Origin of the sequence: Micromonospora sp. NBC_01655, assembly GCF_026339755.1 — a bacterium.
GTDB lineage: Bacteria > Actinomycetota > Actinomycetes > Mycobacteriales > Micromonosporaceae > Micromonospora.
On sequence record NZ_JAPEQF010000001.1, the window covers coordinates 5731646 to 5749178 of the forward strand.

13 protein-coding genes are annotated in these 17533 nt (G+C 74.8%); 6 read left to right on the forward strand and 7 right to left on the reverse strand.

What is annotated here, in order from left to right; all coding sequences use genetic code 11:
• Positions 1–10: 10 nt before the first annotated feature.
• Positions 11–577 carry a TetR/AcrR family transcriptional regulator gene (locus OOK41_RS25155; protein WP_266266940.1) on the forward strand — a complete coding sequence of 189 codons (567 nt, stop codon included), beginning with the start codon at positions 11–13 and terminating at the stop codon, positions 575–577.
• Positions 578–724: 147 nt separating this feature from the next.
• Here the strand turns inward: OOK41_RS25155 and OOK41_RS25160 are convergent, their stop codons facing one another.
• The 4 genes from OOK41_RS25160 to OOK41_RS25175 all read right to left on the reverse strand — a co-directional run bounded on the left by OOK41_RS25160 (position 725) and on the right by OOK41_RS25175 (position 4465).
• On the reverse strand, positions 725–1408 hold the full coding sequence (locus OOK41_RS25160) for a TcmI family type II polyketide cyclase (RefSeq protein WP_266266941.1): 684 nt from the start codon (positions 1406–1408) through the stop codon (positions 725–727).
• Between the two features lie 154 nt (positions 1409–1562).
• Positions 1563–2789 carry a cytochrome P450 gene (locus OOK41_RS25165; protein WP_266266942.1) on the reverse strand — a complete coding sequence of 409 codons (1227 nt, stop codon included), beginning with the start codon at positions 2787–2789 and terminating at the stop codon, positions 1563–1565.
• Positions 2786–3106: a putative quinol monooxygenase gene (locus tag OOK41_RS25170; protein WP_117672041.1), complete on the reverse strand. Its 321-nt coding sequence runs from the start codon at positions 3104–3106 to the stop codon at positions 2786–2788. Before OOK41_RS25170 ends, OOK41_RS25165 begins: the two co-directional genes overlap by 4 nt.
• A 153-nt stretch (positions 3107–3259) precedes the next feature.
• Positions 3260–4465: a helix-turn-helix transcriptional regulator gene (locus OOK41_RS25175; RefSeq protein WP_266266943.1), complete on the reverse strand. Its 1206-nt coding sequence runs from the start codon at positions 4463–4465 to the stop codon at positions 3260–3262.
• A 221-nt stretch (positions 4466–4686) separates the two neighbouring features.
• Between OOK41_RS25175 and OOK41_RS25180 the strand changes: the two genes are divergently transcribed.
• The 3 genes from OOK41_RS25180 (at position 4687) to OOK41_RS25190 (ending at position 10197) form a co-directional block, all read left to right on the forward strand.
• Positions 4687–5172: a peptidase inhibitor family I36 protein gene (locus OOK41_RS25180; protein WP_128763670.1), complete on the forward strand. Its 486-nt coding sequence runs from the start codon at positions 4687–4689 to the stop codon at positions 5170–5172.
• 155 nt (positions 5173–5327) lie between these two features.
• Complete coding sequence (locus tag OOK41_RS25185; protein ID WP_266266944.1) at positions 5328–8060, forward strand: CHAT domain-containing protein; 2733 nt, start codon at positions 5328–5330, stop codon at positions 8058–8060.
• A gap of 19 nt (positions 8061–8079) precedes the next feature.
• Complete coding sequence (locus OOK41_RS25190; protein ID WP_266266945.1) at positions 8080–10197, forward strand: hypothetical protein; 2118 nt, start codon at positions 8080–8082, stop codon at positions 10195–10197.
• 19 nt (positions 10198–10216) lie between these two features.
• Here OOK41_RS25190 and OOK41_RS25195 read toward each other — a convergent pair whose 3' ends face one another.
• From OOK41_RS25195 to OOK41_RS25205, 3 genes are read right to left on the reverse strand one after another with little or no spacing between them, the layout of a single operon-like run.
• Entirely contained in the window at positions 10217–12193 is a 1977-nt protein-coding gene (locus OOK41_RS25195; protein WP_266266946.1) for a caspase family protein, read from the reverse strand.
• Positions 12190–13494 (reverse strand): hypothetical protein, encoded by a 1305-nt coding sequence (locus tag OOK41_RS25200; RefSeq protein ID WP_266266947.1) that lies wholly within the window; start codon positions 13492–13494, stop codon positions 12190–12192. Before OOK41_RS25200 ends, OOK41_RS25195 begins: the two co-directional genes overlap by 4 nt.
• Complete coding sequence (locus tag OOK41_RS25205; RefSeq protein ID WP_117672028.1) at positions 13491–15032, reverse strand: vWA domain-containing protein; 1542 nt, start codon at positions 15030–15032, stop codon at positions 13491–13493. Before OOK41_RS25205 ends, OOK41_RS25200 begins: the two co-directional genes overlap by 4 nt.
• 135 nt (positions 15033–15167) lie before the next feature.
• Between OOK41_RS25205 and grpE the strand changes: the two genes are divergently transcribed.
• Both grpE and OOK41_RS25215 read left to right on the forward strand, forming a co-directional pair.
• Positions 15168–15830 (forward strand): nucleotide exchange factor GrpE, encoded by a 663-nt coding sequence (gene grpE / locus OOK41_RS25210; RefSeq protein ID WP_117672027.1) that lies wholly within the window; start codon positions 15168–15170, stop codon positions 15828–15830.
• A 31-nt stretch (positions 15831–15861) separates the two neighbouring features.
• The gene (locus tag OOK41_RS25215) at positions 15862–17532 is read left to right on the forward strand and encodes an Hsp70 family protein (protein ID WP_266266948.1); all 1671 of its coding nucleotides are present in this window, start codon (positions 15862–15864) and stop codon (positions 17530–17532) included.
• Position 17533: the final 1 nt, after the last annotated feature.

Genomic DNA, 17533 nt, shown 5'->3' on the forward strand with positions numbered 1-17533 from the left:
GGCTACTCACATGTCACTGACCACCCGCACCAGGACGCTCTCCACCGCCGAGGACCGGCGGGAGGACGTCCTCTCCACGGCCATCGGGGCGTTCGCGGCCCGGGGTTACTTCGGCACCACCACCGTCGAGGTCGCCAAGCGTGCCGGCATCTCCCAGGCGTACCTGTACCGGCTGTTCCCGGACAAGGAGTCGCTGTTCGCCGCGGTCGTCGAGCGCTGCTTCGAGCGGTTCCGGGAGAGCCTGAGCGAGGGCGCGGCTACGGCCGAGGGCAGCTCGCCCGAGGCCGTCCTGTCCGCCATGGCCGGCGCGTACGTCCTGCTGATCCGGGACCAGGAGCTGCTGCTGGTGCAGCTGCACGCCCAGTGCGCGGCGGTCTCGGTGCCGGAGATCCGCCAGGCCGTCCAGCGGGGCTACGCCCGCCTGGTCGAGTACGCCCGGAGCGTCTCCGGCGGCAGCCAGGCGCAGGTGCAGGAACTCTTCGCCCGGGGCGCGTTGTGCAACGCGGTGGTGACCATGGGCGCCGAGCAGGTCGACGCGCCGTGGGCCAGGACGCTGTCGGCGGGCCTACGACCCTGACCGGCACGGCGCACCCGACCCCGCCACGCCCCCTTTACTGGTGAGTAACCAACCACTCTTCAAGGCCGTGCCGGCGATCACCGCTCGGCCGGCGCGCCGTGGCGTCGGCGTCCGGGCCGACGCCAGGACGCCACCCGGGTCGCGGTCTCAGTCCTCGGCCCGCCAGCGGTAGAACTCCTTGGCCACCGCGTCCTCCGGGCCGCGCCAGGTCTCCGGGCTGTACGGGGTGATGAACGTGCTCAGGTCCTCCATGATCTTGGCGAAGGCCGGCTTGGCGTGGCTCTCCCGCATGGCCTCGGCGAACGCCGCGTCGGTGCGCTCCAGCAGGTGCAGGTAGACGTCGTCGATCGAGTACAGCCAGCGCCCCGTGACGCCCAGCTCGACCGGCAGCGACCCCGCGTCGGACTCGGCGAAGACGCGGGCGACGTTGGGTTCCGCCCCGGGCTTGATCCGGGCGACGATGACGGTCAGGTTCCCGTCGGGCGACTCCGACGCGGGCACCGAGCCCTCGGCCGGTACCCAGCTGTAGAACTCCTTGGCGACGGAGTCGGACGGGTTCTGCCAGTTCCTCGGGTACGGCGTCACGTACGGGGCGATGGCCTCGGCGATCTGCTGGAACGCGGGCAGCCCCCGGGCCTTGCCCAGCGACGCCTTCGGGTCCACGTTGCGCTCGATCACGTGGATGTACAGGTCGTCCAGCGACAGCAGGGTGCGGCCGATCACCCCGAGATCCTGCGGTCGGGTCGTCTTGTCGTAGTAGCCGAAGACGTCGCCGACGATGCCCTCGCTGCCGGGAACGATGTGGCAGACGATCACGGACCGGTAAATCATGGCTGCTCCTCAGGTGGATGGACGTGGACCGGGTGGACGGGTGACCCGGTGGACGGTGAACCCCATGGACGGTGACCGGATGGCCGGTGGACGGTGGCCGGGTGGAGGTGGGACCGGGCACGGTCCGGTCGGGCGGACCGGCGCGCCGGGCGCGTCAGGCGGCGAACCGGACCGGCAACTCCAGCAGGCCACGGAACGGCGACGCCGCCGGCAACCGGCGCAGCTCGGCGACCGGCACCCCGAGCCGCAGTCCCGGCAGCCGGCGCAGCAGCGTCCCGATGCCGATCTGCGCCTCCATCCGGGCCAGCGAGACTCCCAGGCAGTAGTGCACGCCGTAGCCGAAGCCGATGTGCGGGGCGCGCTCGCGGCGGAGGTCCAGCCGGTCCGGGTCGGCGAAGTGCTCCGGGTCGTGGTTCGCCGCGTTGATCACCACGCCGACGACCGACCCGCGCGGGATGCACACGCCCTGGTACTCGACGTCCTCGGTGGCGATCCGAGGGCTGGCCACCGGTAGCGGGCCGTCGAACCGGAGCAGCTCCTCGATCGCCGACGGCAGCAGCTCCGGGCTGGCCCGCAGCAGTTCGAGCTGGTCCGGGTGGGTGAGCAGGGCCACCGTCGCGTTGCCGATGAAGTCCGCGGTGGTCTGGTGCCCGGCGAACAGCAGCAGGAAGGTGGTGGTGACCAGTTCCTGCTCGGACAGCTCCCGGTCGCGGTCGCAGGCGTCGATCAGCGCGCTGATCATGTCGTCGGCGGGGCGCGCGCGCTTGGCCTGCACCAGGTCGGCGAGGTAGTCGTGCAGGCGTAGCTGGGCCTCCTGCACGGCGGCCCGGTCCTTCTCGGGGCTGCGGTTGGCGGACCCGGACGTCCTGATCACCTGTGTCCAGTCGAGGACCCGCTCGTGGTCGGACTCGGGGATCCCGAGCAGGTCGCTGATCACCAGCATCGGCAACGGAATGGCGAAGTCGCGCATCAGATCGCACCCGCCCCGCGGAACGATCCGGTCGAGCAGCGTGTCCACGATCTCCGCCACGCGGGGGCGCAGCGCCTCGATCCGGCGCGGCGCGAACGCCTGCGACACGATCCGCCGCAGCCTGGTGTGCTCCGGCGGATCCGAGTTGAGCATGTTCTTGTTCAACCCCTCCGAGTTCGGCCCGAAGATCCGCAGGTAGTGCTGGCCGGGGCCGTAGAGGTCCTTGGACAGCCTCGGGTCGGTCAGTGCCGTCCGGGCGTCGTCGAACCTGCTGATCAGGTACGAGTCGAACCGCGGCGAGCTGACCGGGCAGACGGGCTTGTCCGCCCGCAGCCGGGCGTAGGCGGGATAGGGGTCGGCGGCGAACTCGTCGGTGTAGAGCTCCGCCGCGGGGACGAGGTTCTCGGTCATCGCGACTCCTCGGGATCGCTGCGCAGAACGTGCAGGACCTGGTACGTGTGCCGTTGCGCGGACTCGCGAAGCTCACGGACCACGCGCAGCAGCCGGTCCCGTTGCTCGCTGCGGCCGAAGGCGTCCAACCGGTCCCGGTCCGCCCAGTCGCTGATGATCAGATAGCTGCGCGGGTCCTCGGCGTCGCGGACCAGGTCCTGACGCAGGCACCCGTCGAGCGTGCGGATCTGCTCGGCGGCCGAGAGCCACTCGGCCTCGAACCGCTCCTCGCAGCCTTCCCTGGTGCGCATCGCGAGCACCGTGCGTACGCCCGTCATCCCATGCCTCCGGGCACCCGCCGCATTCCGATCATGAGGTCTCCTTCGCCGGCCCTGTGCGAATGGAGTCTGCGGGGCCTTGCGTCACCCCAGCGTCACGGTGTGCCAGGAACTGTGGGCCGCCGGTGACAGCCCGGTGACGCCCGCCGCCCCTCACCCCCGGCTGGGATAGCGGCAGGCGGACCGGGCCGCCTCGGCCTGCTGCCGCTGGTCGAGCGTCACCGGCACCGCCTCGCGCGGATCCTCCGGCCGAACCTGACGGGCCCGCACCAGGCCGGTCGGGCTGTCCCCGCCCAGGCAGGCGGCCGCGACCAGGACGACCGGCCCACGGGCCGAGGGGCCGGGCAGCGCGTCGAGCCGGGCGCTCGCCCCGACGGCCGGGTCCCGCACGTCGGCCAGGGCGACCTGTCGCCAGGTGCGCTCGCCGGGCGACGCCGGGTCGCCCGCGGAGGTGGTGAAGCCCACGACGTACAGGTCCCTGCCGGTGGCCCGCAACGTCACGGCCCCGGAGCGGCCCGCCCCGGTGACGACGGACAGTTCGAGGCCGGTCGAGGTCGGACGCCCCTGGCGACAGTCCGACGCCCGCAGGTCACGCGGCGGGTTGCCGTGCAACACCGCGGAGGAGACGACCCCGCCGCCGGCCACCTTGAACCAGCGCACGTCCGGCATGCCGCCGGTGTTGTCGTAGACCTTCTCGCCCACGCAGAAGCCGGTGAACCCGACCGTGCAGTCCGGCGGGATGGTGGTCAGCACGGACGCGTCCCGGGCGGCCCCGGCGCGCACGTGGGCGCCGCCCCCGTAGGTCACCGCGGTGAAGGCGGTCCCGTCCGGCACGGCGGGACAGCGCGCCGCGCCGGGTGCCGTCGGGACGTCGTCCGGCAGGTCGACCACCGTGACGACGGTGCCGATCGCGGCGGCGACGGCAACGACGGGTACGACCCACCTCCGGCGCGGCCGGGGCGTCCCGCTCCCGGGCTGCCGCCCGGCGGACGGTGCAACCGCCGGCCGGTCCGGGCCCGGCGCGCCCGCGCCGCCGCCCTCTTCCGGGTGGCCGTCCCGTTCCCCGGCCGCCTGCCGAACGGGCTCCGTCGGGCGCGCCCGCGCCGCCGCCTCGTGCCAACGCCGCCGCCACTCGTCGGGGTCGCCCCCACACGCGCCCACGTAGGCCAGCAGCACCTCCAGGGTCGGCAGACGGGCTCCGCCGGCCGCCTCCGACAGGGTCGTCGCGCCGTAGCCGGCGGATCTGGCGAGCTGACGGTAGGTGGGGTTGCCCGCCTCGGCGCGGAGCTTGCGCAATTCGTAGGCGAGGGCCTGCACCGGGCCGGCGGTCGGATCGACGGGTCTCTCCTGACGAGCCACTCAACTCCCCTTCACCCAGCTCTCCGAGCAATCCGATTCATCGTTACCAACGCTGTCCAGCCTGGCCAGGCGGCTGTCGGGTGGCCGCCGGTGGACACGCATTGTCCGGAGTTGATTGACCCAGGCCCGTGGGCGTCCTGGTCAAACGGACCGGCGACTAGCAATGGACACGGGGCGTCGTCCGACGATCCGCACCCGTTCCGAGACGAGGGAGAAAGACAATGAAGGCACGAATGGTCACCGCGACCGGTACGGCCCTCGGCACCCTGGGCCTGCTCGGCGTGTTCGCCGCACCGGCCGCCGCGGCGCCGCAGCGCAACTGCGCGGTCAACCTCGACACCGGGGCGATGACCTGCGCGAGCAGCGAGGACCGGGCGCTGCGCGCGGTCGGCGCCCAGGCCAGTCTGGTCATCGCCCGTACCTACACCGGGGCGGACTACACCGGCACGGTGCTGGCCTGGAGCCAGGCCCGGGAGTGCACGCCGACCTACGACGCCGAGTGGCAGTGGGACGACCTGCGCAGCACCGCGGTGGGCGACCTGAACAACAAGATCAGCTCGGTGCACACCTACCACCAGTGCGACGTCAAGCTCTTCGACGGGATCAATTTCACCGGCGCCTCGTCGACCTGGATCGACCAGTCGCCCAAGCTCGCCAACATCGGCGACGGGTGGGGCAACCGGGCGGGTTCGATCAAGTTCTCCTGACCGGCCGGCTGCCGGTCAGCAACCGGTGCTTCCGCCCCACCACCGATATGTCACCGAGCGGGCTCCCGGACGGATTCGACTCCGTCCGGGAGCCCGTCCGACGCCTGCCGTCCGTCAGGTCCGGTAGTCGGGGCGGAGCGTGGCGAGGGGGAACCGTGGACGAGGCGGCCGGCATCACCGAACGGTGTGTCGCCATCAGCCGGGCGGCCTTCGGGCGGGGTGACCTGGACGCGGCGATCGCCGACCTGCACCGGCTCCCCGCCGGGCTGGCCGTCCGGGGCGTCCTGGCGGCCGACCTGCTGCCCGCGGTCCTGAGGTCCGTCTCGCCTACGGACCGGGACCGGATCCGGCAGATCGCCGGCCTGCTGGAGATCGCCGAACGACACCCGCCCGACACGGCGGACTGGCCACAGGTGCGCGCGGCCGCCCGCTCCATCGCGCTGCTGCGGGCCGGCGCCGACGGAGAGGTGGTGGACGACCGGGCGATGCTCACGGAGCTGGGCACCCTCCTCGACCAGGTCGGCGGTGACGACAACCCGGCGACCGCGCCGCTGCTCGGCTCGGTCCGGACCATGCTCACGTACCTGCGGGCTCTCGACAACGGCGACGAGGCCGTGCTGCGGCGCTTCCCGGACGAGGCGCGCCGGCTCCGGGACCAACTGGCCAGCATCCCCGCCATGGCGCACCTCGGGGACGCCTTCGCCGGAATCGTGGACGTCATCGGGGCGAGCCATCGGGACGAGGACCTGCGGCCGTCCATCGACCAGCTCCGGCAGGCCGTCGAGCACCTGCCACCGGACGACCCGCTGCGGGACGCCTTCGAGGAGGTTACGACTTTCTTCGGTCCGCTGGCCGGAATGTACCGCGATGACCCGAACGCCCCGGCACCCGCCCTCACCGACGAGCAACTCACCGCCATGACAGACCTGACGCTGCGGCCGGAACTCGGCGCGGAGGGCCGGGCGTCGTACCACGGGGGCGTCGGCGGCGCGGCCGTCTACTCCGGCTGGGGGGCCGACCTGGCCCGCGTCGAGCAGGGCATCGAACATCTCCGCACAGCGGTGGCCCTCGCCGACCCCGACAGCCCCAAGCGCGCGGGCCACCTGCTGGGGCTCGCGGTCGCCCTGTACCACCGCGGCGACCTCACCAGCTCCACCCGGGACGTCGAGGAGGCGGACGGGCTGCTCGAACAGGCGCGAACGCTGGCCGGCGGGCCGGCGCACCCGATGTGGGCGGCCATCAACGAGATGCTGTCGTACACCCGGCGGCGGCGCGGAGCCGTGCCGGACCCGCACAAGGCGGCCCTGGAGGGGCTCCAGGAACACGCCTGGAAGGTGTTGCTCCAGTCCGACCTGCCGGCCGCGAACCTCGCCGCGCGCCGGGCGGCACGGGACGCGGTCGAAGTCGCCCGGCAGTGCCTCATGTTCAACGACCCGGACAACGCCATCCGGGCCCTCGACGCCGGCCGGGGACTCGCCCTCCACGCGGCCACCGAGGTCGGCAACATCCCCCGCCGCCTCGACGACGCCGACCGGCCCGACCTCGCGCGCCGCTGGCGGGAGGCTACGGCGTCCGGCTCGGCGGAGAGCCTCCCGACCGGCCTGCGCCACGAGGTGCTGAGCGTGCTCGCCGCCCCGGGTGGCGGCGCGGCGCTGCTGGACGCGCCGGGTCTCGACGAGATCCGCACCGCCCTGGCCGCCCTCGACGCCGACGCGCTCGTCTACCTGGTGCCGGGGAACAGGCCGGTGCCGGGCTTCGCGGTCATCGCACCACAGCGGGGACCGACCGGTTACATCGCCCTGCCGAACCTGCACGTCCGCAACGACCTCGACGTCGAGCGGTACCTCACGGCCCTGGCCCGGCGGGACGCGGTCATCGCGGACCCGGGCCGGGACCTGACCGCCCTCGACGACCCGACCGACTTCGCCGCCAGCCTCGACTCGATGTGCGACTGGGCCTGGCGGGCGGCGATCGGCCCGCTGGTGGAGCGGTACCTGCCCACGCTCGCCCGTCCCGACGCCGGCCGGCCGCCACGGGTGGTCCTGGTGCCGATGGGGGAACTCGCCCGGTTCCCGTGGCAGGCAGCCCGCCGGTCGGACGGCACCTACGCGGTGCAACTGGTCGCGTTCTCGCAGGCCGCGTCCGCGCGCATGCTCTGCCACTCGGCCGCCCTCGCCCCCGTGCCGCCCACGCCGGTCGGCCTGGTGGTGGGGGACCCGGACACCGGTGGGGTGGCGCCGGACCTGGCCGCTGCCCGGGCCGAGGCGTACGCCATCCACCGGTCCTTCTACCCCGGCGGAAGGTACGTCGGCCGGCGGGTGGACGGCTCGACGAGCAGATCCGGGCCCGGCAGCGTCGACGAGGTCCGGGACTGGCTGACCAGCACCGGCCCGGGCTCCGGCGCCGTGCTGCACCTCGCCTGCCACGGCGTCATCAACACCGACCCGGAGTCCGCCACCTCCTACCTGCTGCTCGACGGCGGCGGGCGGTTGACCGCCGAGGAACTGGTCGAGCTGACGGCACGGTCCCCGGAACGCGACATCGGCCTGATCGTGCTCGCCGCCTGCCGCACCGGCCTGGCGATCAACGGGTACGACGAGGCGTACAGCCTGGGCACCGCGTTCCTCGCCGGCGGGGTCCGGTCGGTGCTGTCGACCCAGTGGGCGATCCCCGACCGGGCCACCTCGGTGCTGATGTACATGTTCCACCACCACGTGATGGCCGAGGGGCTGCCCGTGTGGGAGGCGCTGCGGCGGGCGCAGATCTGGATGCTCGACCCCGACCGGTCGTTCCCGGACCGCATGCCGGCGCGGCTACGCCAGCAGTTGCACCACGAGGAGCTCGCCCATGTCGCCGCCTGGGCCGGCTTCGTCCACTGGGGATGGTGAGCCGCCGGATGGTGGCTCCGTGCAGGAGAGGGAGACCGTGGCAGAGGACACCGAGAAGGAGCTGAGGGCCCGGCTGACCCGGCTGACCGGAACCGCCCGCACGCGCCCGCTGCTCGAGCTCTTCCAGATCCTCGCCGACCGGTACTGGCGTGCCGGGCCCGGGCAGCCGGTCGGCCTGCCCGCGCTCGACGAGGCGATCGACTGCCTGGCCGAGGCGTACGGCCATCTCCGGCCCGGCGACCCGATGCGGGCACAGGTCGCCAGCCATCTGGGCTGGTTCCTCGGCACCCGGCAGGCCATGCACGGCGGGCCGGAGAGCGACCGGCAGCGGGCGATCGGGCTGCTGGAGGAAGGGGTCGCGGCGACCAACCTGCCACCCGTGTTCACGTGCGTCGCGCGGCTGAACCTGGGCCAGCTCTACCTGGCCGCGGTCGTCCGCGGGTTGCAGTCGCTCGAAACGTCGACCCTGCTGGCGGGAGCGGACCACCGGCCAGCCCGCGCGGAGGCGGAACGGGCGATCGACTGTTTTCAGCAGGTGCTGGCCGCTGACCTGCTCGGTGCGGAGATCGCCGAGGGAGCGCGGGCCATGCTGACGTGCGCCGAGACGGTACGGGACCTGCTCGGCGGGCTCGACGCCGGCCTCCTCACCGGCACCGCGATCGACTTCGGGCCGGTGATGCGGGCGATGGCCACGATGCAGGAGGTACAGCGACGGATGGCGGACGGGGTGGAAGCCGGCAGGATGCCGCGGCTGCCGAACCTCCCCGGCGCTCGGGCGACGGCCACCGTGGACCCGCTGGACTTCCCCGTCACGGTCCTGCACGGGCCGGAGCCGGTGCCCAGCGCCGGCGACCGCGCCCGGCGGTCGGCGGCGCCCGTCGACCTGGCGGCGCTGCGGCGTGCCCTGCGGGAGCGGGTGGCGGGCGGCGGCGACCCGCACGCCGCCCTCGCGGCCCTGCTGCGCCCGGACGCGCCGCCGCCACCGGCCGGGCTGGTCGACGACCTGGTGGGACTGGCCACCTCCGTCACCCACGCGGCGGGCGCCGCCGCCACCGCCGCCGACCGGACCGTGCTGGCCGTGGCGCTGTACCTGCGCGGGCGCGACGACGCCGACGACGGGTGGGGGGACGTCGACGACGACGTCCGGGCCGCCGCCGTGACGTTGTCGACCGCCGCGGACGCCCTGCCCGCCGACCCGTCCGGCGCCGTTCCGCTCGCCGTCGACCTGGCGAGGCTCCTCGACGGGCGCAACCCCGAGGGGCGGGTCGGCGACGCCCTCCACGACCGGTTCGTCCCGGTGGCGCGGGCGCTGCGCGGCGTCCGGGTCCAGGCGCTGGCCTGGTCCCGGCCGAACGGGACGCGCCTGCTGCTGCACACCGACGACGGCAGGTTCCGCGACGGCCGCCCCGACGGGGCCCTGCCGCCCCGGGTCGTGGTCGTCGGCGCCGAGCCCCTGCCCGACGACGACGCCGTGATCTCCCACGTCGCCTCCGCCCGGCAGGCGGGCGAGCTGGCCGGGCGGGTCCCACTCCGGGTCACCGAGGCCCCGGTGCTCGTGGTGGACCCCCGGGGCGGTCACGACGAGGCCGGCCTGGTGCGCCTGTGCCGCCGCCTCTACCCCCGGGCGGTCGTCCTGGGCCGCGCCGACGGAGGCAGCGACGGCCCCGGCACGCCGGAGGAGGTACGCCGCCGCCTCGACGCGTCGATGCTGCACCTGACCTGCGGCGTCAGCGTCACCGGGGCGCTGGAGCTGGCCGGGCCGGCCGACCTGGACCCCGCCGCGATCACCGGGCGGACGACGCGTACCGCGACCGAGGGCGGCCTGGTCATCCTGCCGCCCGCCGGCGACGGGTCCGGGCCGCTCGCCGAGGCGTTCCTGGCTGCCGGCTTCACCGGAGTGGTGGGCTGGGCCCGGCCGGTGCCCCGCCCGGTCGCCACGCTGATGCTGGCCGTCCTGCACACCGGGCTGGTCCGCGGCGGGCTACGGCCGGCCGCAGCGGTCCGCGCGGTGCGCCGGTGGCTGGCGTCCCCGGACCGCAGGACGCCGGCCGGGCTGACACCGGCCCCCATGGACGTCACCGGCCCGGCCCTCGCCGACCCGGAGTACCGCAGCGCCATGGTCTACCACGGGCTCTGAGCCGGCCGGCGCCGCCGGCTCAGTCCCCGGGTCCGGGCACCTCGATCACGAGAGGGACGGTGACGGTCGCCCAGTCGTACGCGCCGTCCTCGGCGGACGCCACCAGGTCGCGGTGCTGGACGGCGCGACCGAGGAAGCCCTGGACGGCGAGCGGCCCCCGGGCCGTGCCGCGCGGGTCGTCCAGCGCCGGCATCTCGAACGGCTCCGCGCTGAACTGCTCCTCCGCCACCACCAACTTCAGCCAGTCCCGCGCCCGCCTCCCCGGTTCGACCACGGAGCCGGCCGGCAGGGACGCCACCACCCGGCGTCCCCGCCGGGCCGCCGTGCGCCCGCCCGGGGCGACGTAATCGCCCGGAAACAGGTTCGCGTGGGCCCGGAACCGCTCGGTCAGGTCCAGCAGGACGCAGAACAGCCGCCGGTCGCTGCGGTTGTGCAGCCGGACGAAGACAGTGGGCGGCACCCACCCGGCCGGGCCGGGCTCGTAGCGGAGCCTGACCACGCCGTCCGCGTCCGCCTCGACCGGCGGGCGGGTGAGCGGCGCGATCGTCTCCCCCGGTCGCGCCGCGACCACCTCGACGGCCACCGCGCCTGCCAACCCGGTCACCGGGTTGGTGAGGTCGCGCAGCTGCCGCCACCGGGCGATGTGCTCCAGCGCCCGGACGGCCCGCCGCGCCCCGCCGCCGACGACGCCGGTCAGGTCCCCGGTCAACCGGACGCCGTGCTGGTCCTCCACCCGAACCACGCCCGGGCTCGGCGTCCGTGCCCGCAGTTCCGGGACCGTCTCGGTGCCCGCCGGGTCGACCGGACGCAGGTGCGGTGACGGCCCGCCGTCCGGCCCGGCCGTGCCGAGCGCGGCAAGCAGGGCGGCGGCGGTGGCCCGGTCCTGGTCCGCGCCGTCCACCGCCACGGTGGTCGCCGGCAGCGGCACCCGGCTGAGCACCACCCGGTACTGCCTGTCCGGCTCGGGCCGCCACCCCACCGGCTCCACCAGGCTCCGTTCGGCGAGCAGCTGGACGACCTCGGCCTCCCGCGCCGGTGGCCCGCCGACGACGGCGACGCGGACCGCGCCCGCCGTGGCGTCGGGGGCCGGGGGCAGACCGTGACAGCTCCCGGCGTTGACCTCCCACCCGTCGCGGGCATACCGCAACACCAGGCCGGACGGCGGCGGCGCGAGGCGGCCACCGAGGAAGGGCCGGTCGGCGATGCCGCGACCGGGCGGAACGAGCTGCGGCACCTGCCGGTACGCGTTCCGCTCCACCTCGGCCTGCGCGGCGATCAGCAGGTCCCGGTACGTCGCCGTCGGGCCGAGCCGGCCGAGGGCGCGCAGCAGCGCCCAGCTGAACAGCCCTCGCCGCCGGCCGCCCAGGTCCATCTCCTGGGCCGCCTCGTGCGACCGGCTGGCGGCCAGGACGACGTGCTCCGGCGCGGGCGGCGAGGCGGGCTCGCCGCCCGTCAGCTCCGGCAGCAGCTCCCGCGCCGGCGGAGCCGGCATCGGCTCCACCGCGCGGGCCCGCGCGCCCGGTTCCCGGTCCTCAAGTTCCCGGGTGGCGCCCGCGGAGTGGCAGCTGTCGAGCACCACGGCCACGTGTCCCGCCCGGCGGGCGACGTCGTCGAGCAGGATCGACAGCTCCTTGTCCAGCAGGTCGGGCACGCCGCCGTGCCGGCTGTCCGCGCAGACCAGGGTCTGCACCAGGTGGGACGGTTCGGCGTACCACCACCGCGGGGCGGGAGCCTGCGACCCGTGACCGCTGAACCAGAACAGGGCGGTGTCCGCGGAGCGGGCCCGACCGAGGTGGGACCGCAGCGCCCCGATCACCGCCGCCCGGGTGGCCTGCCCGTCGGACAGCACGAGCGCGTCGAGGTCGACGCCGGGGGCCGTGCGGCTCTGTAGGTAGGCCAGGGCGTCGTCGATGTCGGTCCGGCACCCGCGCAGGTCCGGCACCCCCGGTGAGCGGTACCTGTCGATGCCGACCAGCAGGGCGTACAGGGTGCTCATCCGGCCGCCCCCGGGCCGACGTACAACCAGCCGTGTTCGACGAAGTCCTTGGCCGGCAGGTCCACCGTGACCGGGGCGAAGTCCGCCGGCAGGGGCGGTTGGGTCGCGTGCGCGATGACGTCCTGGAACAGCACGTCGGGCAGGCCGAGGACGAAGTCGACCGCCGGCCGGGCGGCCAACGCCTCGCGTAGGGGCGGGCTGTCCAGGATGCGGTGCACCGCGACGGCCGCCACGCCGACCCAGCCGTTGGCAGCCGCCTTGACCAGCCCCCGGTGCAGCGCGACCCGCAGCCGCAGCCGGTCCGCCGGTGCCCGGCCGGTGTTCAGCTCCCGCAGGTGCCGTTCCAGGCCGCGCACCAGACGGGAGATCACCACGGCCTCGTCGATGCCGACCGGCAGCACGGTGAACTGGCCGTCGCCCTGCGGTTGGGGGGCGACGTCGGAGTCCGGCACCCCGGCCGCCCGCCGCACCCGGGACAGCAGTGCGACCAGGTCCCGCTGGACCTGCTCCGCGGCGGTGGTGCTGCGCCTGCTGTAGCCGGACACGTCGGCGGCCATGCACAGCCGGACCGCCGCGCCGTCCACGGGGCAGCCCGGGGACAGCGTCTCGTCGAACCGCACCGACTCGCGCAGGCCCGCGCCGTACCGCTCCCGGCCACCGGCGACCCGCACCCGGACGTCGAGGGTCCCGGCGACCCGGGTCGTCCCGGCGGGCAACTCCAGCAGCGCGTGCATGCCGTGGGCACGGGGCACCAGCAGCTCGCCGCGCGGGTCCTCGTACGCCCAGCCGAACTCGTGACGGTGGATCCCGAAGACGTGGGCGCGGGGCGTTCCCGCCCGGCTCGCCAGCCTGCGCAACCAGCCCGGGCGGGTCCGGGTCGCCGCCACGACGTGTGCCGCGGTCGCCGACGCCGGCTCGGCGTCGTCGGCGAGGTAGGTCAGGCCGAGGGCACCGCCGTCGCCGTCCAGCCGCGCGGCCAGCGCCCGCAGGTCGGCCAGCGTCACCTCGAACCACGCGGCCGTGTACCGCTGCCCCCTCGGCAGGGCGTCGAGGTCGAAGGCGAACAGGGCCCCGACGTACGACCCGCCCGTCGCCTCGGCCCGGCGGCGCAGGTACACCGGCAGGTCCCCGACGGGCACGGGGTACAGCAGGGGCCGCCCGCAGCGCACCGGGATCGGGGCGGCGGCCAACCCCCCGTCCGGGGCCCGCTCCCCGGCCGGGACCAGTTCACCGTGGGCGAGCAGGTCGGCTTCCCGCAACTCGTCGACCGCGTCCTCGCGCCGGGCGTCCACGCCGGTCACCGTGCCGTCCCCGAGACGCTCGCCACCCCGCCGCGTCGCCCGGGCGCGGCGGGCCGCCAGGTGAACGCCGCACCGCCCAGCTCCACGGTCTCGCCCGGGCCGCAGGTGCCGGCCTGCCGGCCGGCGGCCGAGCCGTCCGGGGAGTAGCGGATCACCAGGCGGATCTCGGCGGACGCGGCGGAGGAACGCGACGCGGTCACCTCGCCGTACCCGGGCAGCCCCGCCGATCCGGCGGTGAGCGCGGCCCGACGGCCCGCCAGCGGCAGCTCGCGCTCCTCTCCGCCGGGTGCGCGTACCCGCAGCGTCCCGGCCAGGGGCGGGCTCAGCCGCCGCCGGCGCCCCCACCACCCGACCCCGGCCAGGGCCAGCAGCAGGACGCCGCCGGCGACCCACCACCCGAGGCTGCCGCGCTGGGCGGAGAGGGACACGCTCGTCACCCCGCCGTCCAGTCGCGGCGGGAAGGCCAGCCCGAGATCGCCGGTCAGCACGTCCGCCCACGGCGAACCCACGTCACCGCTGAGGCTCAGCGTCGTGCTCGCCGTGACCTCGGACAGTGGCGCCACCCGGCGGGGTCCAGGGTCCCACTCGACGGTCACCGGCACGGTCGCGGTGCCGCCCGGGGGCAGCTCGACCGGGCCGGCCGGCACCGTGACCCGGAGGTCCGGCCGGTCACTGCGCACGGCGAGGTGATCGACCACCAGCGGGATTCTCGTGGCGGTCGACCGGAGCCGGACCTCCAGCCGGGTCCGGCCACCGTCGAGCCGGCCGGTGGCGGCGGGCCAGGTCACCTGGATGCCGTGGGCCGCGTCGTCGCCGAGCACGCTGCGGGCCTTCGCCGCGCGAGCTGCGGACTTGGGCTGCTCAAGCTGCGCGCCCAGCCGGTCGATCGACGCGGGTGCGAGAATCCGGGCGCCCGGGTAGACCCTGGCCAGCAGCGGCGCGCCGGTCGACCCCGCCAGGGGCACGGCGTACGCGTTCAGGGAGGTCTTCCGCAACGACCGGCCGGCCCCGGCGAGCTGGTTCCACGCGTACCCCTGCTCGAACGGGTACGCGCTGCCGGCCGGCGGGTCGTGCCGCCCGTCGGTGAGCAGGACGACCGTGGCGATCTGCGGCGTGCCCTGGCGGTTCAACAGCCGCAGGCTCGTCTCGATCGCCGCGCCGATGTCGGTGTGCCGCCCGTCGGCGGTGCGCGGCAGCTTGCCGACGACCTGGTCGGGAGAACGGCCGGCCGGGCCGTCGTGCACCACCCGCGCCGAGTCGGCGAAGGTCACCAGGGCGATCCGGTCGTCCGGCGCGAGCGCGGCGAGGAACGACCGCAGCGACGCCTTCACCCGCTCGTACCGCCGGCCCTCGCGCATCGAACGGGACACGTCCACCAGCACCACGTAGTCGCCCGCCACCCGGTTGACGCCGAGCGCCGCGTACACCTCGTCGCCGGTCGCCGGGGCCGCCGTCACCGGGCCGCCGGGCAGACCCACGGCGGCCAGCGCCGCGAGCGTCGCCAGGAAACCCGCGGCCGTACGTCGAACACTGCCCACCTGATCGTCCTCCGCCCGTGCCGTCCGTCGACTGTGCCTGACGGACGGGACCGCCCGACGCCGGCGGACGCGGTCCGTCAGACATGACCGAGACGCCCGCCGCGACAGCGGAGGGGACCAGGGAGGGAGCACGGGGTGCACGAGGAACCGCAGGGTCCCGCCGAGGAGGAACCCGCCGTCGGGACGACGGGCCCGCAGGCGATCGCCCCGGAGCCCGCCACGGGCCCGGACCGGCTGGACGAACTGGCGCAGCGGCTGGGCGACGAACTCGCCGGGCTGCGGGCCGAGGTCGCCCGCGAACACCACCGCGCGGCGGCCCGCGAGCAGGTCATCGACCGGCTGCACGAGGAGAACCAGCGCCTGCGGGCCGGCGAACGGCTGCTTCTGCTCCGCCCGTTGCTGACCGACCTCCAGCGGCTGCGCCACGACCTGCTACGCACCGCCGCGGGACTGCCCGCCGGGTTCGACGCCGCCGCGGCGGCGGACATGCTGCGCAGCTATGCCGCCAGCCTTGAGCTGACCCTCGAACGGGGTGGTGTCACCGTGCTGGCCCCGGTGCCCGGCGCCGCGTTCGACCCGGCGACGCAGCGGGCCACCGGGACGGTGCCGGCCGTCGACCCCGGCCAGGAGGCGACCGTCGCCGAGGTCGTCCTGGACGGCTATCACGACGTCGAGGCCGGACGCACGGTCGTGCCCGCCGCGGTCCGGGTCCACCGCTGGCTCCCCGACCCGGATCCCGCCCCGGCCGCAACCGGGCCGGAGCCCGCGAGCACCACCCACCCCACGCCCAACCCGTGACAGCCCGAGCGGACCAGCGGACAGGAGCACCATGTCGGACGAGAACCTGACCTTCTTCGGCATCGACCTGGGTACGACGTACTCGGTCGTGTCGTACATCGACGAGACCGGCCGGCCCGCCGTCGTCCGCAACGTCATCACCAACAACGAGACCACCCCGTCGGTCGTCTACTTCGAGGAGGGCAGCGGCGAGGTGGTGGTGGGCGAGGCCGCCAAGAACGTGTCCCGGCTCTACCCGTCCCGGGTGGTCGAACGGGTCAAGCGGAGCATGGGCAGGGAGGCGCAGTGGGAGTTCGACGGCACCACGTACACCCCTGAGTCGATCTCCGCGCTGATCCTCAAGCAGCTTGCCCAGGACGCCGAGTACTACACGAAGCGTCCGGTGCGCCAGGTGGTGATCACCGTGCCGGCGTACTTCGGCCTGCTGGAGCGGGACGCCACCCGCAACGCCGGCAGGATCGCCGGCCTGGACGTCGTCGAGGTCGTGCCCGAGCCGGTCGCCGCCGCCCTGCAGTACGACCTCGACGGCGAGACCACCCGGACGGTGCTGGTGTACGACCTGGGCGGCGGCACCTTCGACACCACGGTCATCCGGATCGACGCGGACACCGTCGAGGTGCTCTGCACCGACGGCGACCAGCAGCTCGGCGGCGCCGACTGGGACGCGCGCCTGGTCCAGTACCTGGTCGACGAGTTCGTGGGCCACGCCGGGCCGGCCGACGATCCGACCCTCGACGAGGAGTTCATGCAGGACCTCGCGCTGACCGCGGAGGAGGTCAAGCGGCAACTGTCGACCGTGACGTCGCGCCGGGTGCCGATGCGCTACGCGGGCGCGTCCACGTCCGTGGAGGTCACCCGGGAGACGTTCGAGGAGGTCACGCGGGACCTGCTCGACCGGACCGTCGAGTACACCGAGCGCACCCTGCACACGCTGGGCGACAAGCTGGGGATCGCCGAGCCGGCGGCGGCCATCGACGAGGTGCTGCTGGTCGGGGGCTCCAGCAAGATGCCGGCCGTGGCCCGGCGACTGACCGAGAAGTGGGGTTGGACGCCGCGCCTGCACGACCCCGACCTGGCGGTGGCCAAGGGCGCGGCCCGCTTCGCGCTCAGCCGGGCGCTGTGGGCGTGGGACGGGCAGGGCGCGGCGCCGACCGCCGAGGAGAAGCAGGAGCGGGCGTCGGCGCTGGCGCTGGCGCTCGGGGTGGACGAGGAGTCGCTGGCCGCCAGCGCCAGCAGGCGGATCGTCACCGTCCTGCCGAAGTCCTTCGGTGTGAAGTTGCAGGACACCTCGGCGCCCGACTGGCGGTCGCAGCCGGACAGGATGTACGTCGAGCACCTCATCCACGCGAACGAGGCGCTGCCCATCGAGGGCCGCGAGCTGGACGCCCGCACCATCGAGGACGGCCAGACCGCCGTGCGGATCGAGATCTACGAGCAGGCCGGCGCCGCCGAGAGCCCCGACCTGGCGGCGAACAAGCCGGTGGACCGGGGCGCGGGCGTCATCGGCGGCCTGCCCCCGCTGCCGAGGCACTCGCCCATCGCCATCAGCATGGGCGTGAGCGTGGGGGGAGAGCTGAGGCTGCACGCGGTGGAGCCGGGCTCCGGGCAGGAACTCACCATCGAGGTCCAGGTCAGCGTGCTCAGCGAGGACGAGGTGCACCAGGCCCGGGAGGTCGTCGCGGCGCTCACGGTGCGGGGCTGAG

What these genes read in the sequence shown, in the direction of transcription:
- OOK41_RS25165 (WP_266266942.1), bottom strand. Translation starts at nt 2,789, where the DNA reads ATGACCGAGAACCTCGTCCCCGCGGCGGAGCTCTACACCGACGAGTTC.
- OOK41_RS25215 (WP_266266948.1), top strand. Translation starts at nt 15,862, where the DNA reads ATGTCGGACGAGAACCTGACCTTCTTCGGCATCGACCTGGGTACGACG.
- OOK41_RS25160 (WP_266266941.1), bottom strand. Translation starts at nt 1,408, where the DNA reads ATGATTTACCGGTCCGTGATCGTCTGCCACATCGTTCCCGGCAGCGAG.
- OOK41_RS25180 (WP_128763670.1), top strand. Translation starts at nt 4,687, where the DNA reads ATGAAGGCACGAATGGTCACCGCGACCGGTACGGCCCTCGGCACCCTG.
- OOK41_RS25195 (WP_266266946.1), bottom strand. Translation starts at nt 12,193, where the DNA reads ATGAGCACCCTGTACGCCCTGCTGGTCGGCATCGACAGGTACCGCTCA.
- OOK41_RS25155 (WP_266266940.1), top strand. Translation starts at nt 11, where the DNA reads ATGTCACTGACCACCCGCACCAGGACGCTCTCCACCGCCGAGGACCGG.
- OOK41_RS25170 (WP_117672041.1), bottom strand. Translation starts at nt 3,106, where the DNA reads ATGACGGGCGTACGCACGGTGCTCGCGATGCGCACCAGGGAAGGCTGC.